Consider the following 2,037-nt stretch of genomic DNA (forward strand, 5'->3'; position numbering starts at 1 on the left):
GGTTAAGAATTTATCGATTGTCCGTACCCCCCTACGGGTTAATTTTTTTTATGCTACCCCTGGAGCCTTCGCGGCATTTGTAGTACACAAGGGGTGTTGCTTTTTGAAGGTTGAGGCCGGTACTTTACGCCTGTGTATTTTAAGTTCTCCCTGCGTAAGCATCCCCAAACAAGAAAACTAAGCGGGTATTACCGTTTAGTGGAAAGTTATCGTAATGCGGATAACCGGGTATGTCACCGCACCATCTTGAATGTGGGGTTTATGGAAGATGTTACCCCTGATCAACTCAATAAAATCCAAAAGCAGCTAATGGAAAGATATGAGCGCAAACAAACGCTCTTTGAACAAGGACCAGATGAGGATCCTATCGTAAAGAAATATGTTGAAGAACTTTGGCAGCGTATTGTCGCCTCAAAAAAGCTCGACCTTGTAGCGGTAGAAAAATTATCGCGCATGGTAAACATGGATACGCTCCAGCATAGTAATGCAAGGGAAGTTGGGGCGGAGAATATAGCCTACCAAACATGGGAGAAATTACAGCTCACCCCGCTGTTGCTCGCTCATGGATTTACCCGGGAGCAAGCCATGCTTGCCGCTACGCAAGTGATAAGCCGTGCGGTGTGCCCTGCATCGGAATTAAAAACTACCCGGTGGATAAAAGAAAACTCTGCTGTCTGCGAACTTACCGGTTATGATCTCAACAAAACAACCAAAGACAAGCTTTATGAAAGTGCCTTGCATTTATACCGGATAAAGGATGCCTTGGAAAAACATTTGTCCAACCGTACAAACGAACTCTTTGACCTGGCCGATAAAATTATCTTATACGATCTGACCAATACCTATTTTGAGGGGGAGAAACGCAAGAGCAGCTTAGCCCGGTTTGGCAGGAGCAAAGAAAAGAGAAGCGATGCCAAGCTGGTCGTTCTGGCCCTGGTGGTGAACATCGAAGGCTTTATAAAATATTCTTCCATCTTGGAAGGGAACATTACCGACTGCAATACCCTATCGGCCATGATCGAAAAACTCGCCTCCCATACCTGCCCGGGCCGGGCCGTGGTGGTGCTGGATGCAGGCATCGCCACAGAAGAAAACCTACAACTTATCCAAGCCAAAGGGTACAACTATCTTTGTGTAAGCCGTGCCAAATTGAAAGGTTACAAATATGTTCCAGACAGACTGACCACCTTGCTGGACACAAAATCGAACCAAACCATCCGGTTAAGACAAGTCACTACCCAAAAAAACACAGACTACTGCCTGGAAGTCAAAAGTCCTTCAAAGGAAAAGAAAGAGGAAGGCATGAAACTTCAATTTGAAAAAAGGTTTGAACAGGAGTTACAAAAGATACATACTGCCCTGCACAGCAAAGGGGGCGTAAAAAAATTGGATAAAGTGCACCAACGAATTGGCAGGGCCAAAGAAAAATATCCGTCTGTTCAGCACTATTATACCATTACCGTCAGCAGTGATGCCAAAACAAACCTGGCCACAGAAATCACTTGGGGAAAAGACCAGACTAAACATCAGGGAAAAAATGAAAGCCTCGGCATGTATTTTCTGCGCACCGATTTGAATGTACAAGATGAGATTGTGGTGTGGAACATTTATAACACCATCAGGGAAATAGAGAATGCGTTCCGCACCCTGAAAACCGATTTAGACCTGCGGCCCATCTATCACAAAAATGATGACGCTACCATGGCCCACCTCCACTTGGGGATATTGGCTTACTGGTTGGTCAATACGGTACGGTATCAACTAAAGCATCATGGTATCAATAGTTGCTGGCGCGAAATTGTAAGGATCGGCAATACCCAAAAAGTTATTACCACATCGGGAACCAACACCTACGATAAAACCATCACTACCAGAAAATGCACCCTACCCAATGATAACCTCAAAAAAATTTATAACATCCTGAAAACCAAATACCAACCTTTCACGAAACGAAAATCTGTAGTACACAGACTGAAACTAGAAAAAATAGAACCTCCTCAAACACAGCTACTTCTGACCGGATAGCTGCAATGTGGG

Annotated in this window: 1 protein-coding gene; it reads left to right on the forward strand. The window is 44.5% G+C overall.

All coding sequences use genetic code 11. The features are described from left to right. The first annotated feature begins 261 nt into the window (after positions 1–261). Positions 262–2,025, forward strand: a complete 1,764-nt coding sequence (locus IVW53_15810) for an IS1634 family transposase (GenBank protein ID MBF6607029.1) — start codon at positions 262–264, stop codon at positions 2,023–2,025. Positions 2,026–2,037 lie beyond the last annotated feature (12 nt).

Source organism: Chloroflexota bacterium (assembly GCA_015478725.1).
Lineage (GTDB): Bacteria > Chloroflexota > Limnocylindria > Limnocylindrales > CSP1-4 > C-114.

Coding starts and splice junctions, on each gene's coding strand:
- IVW53_15810 (MBF6607029.1), top strand. CDS start 262: ATGGAAGATGTTACCCCTGATCAACTCAATAAAATCCAAAAGCAGCTA.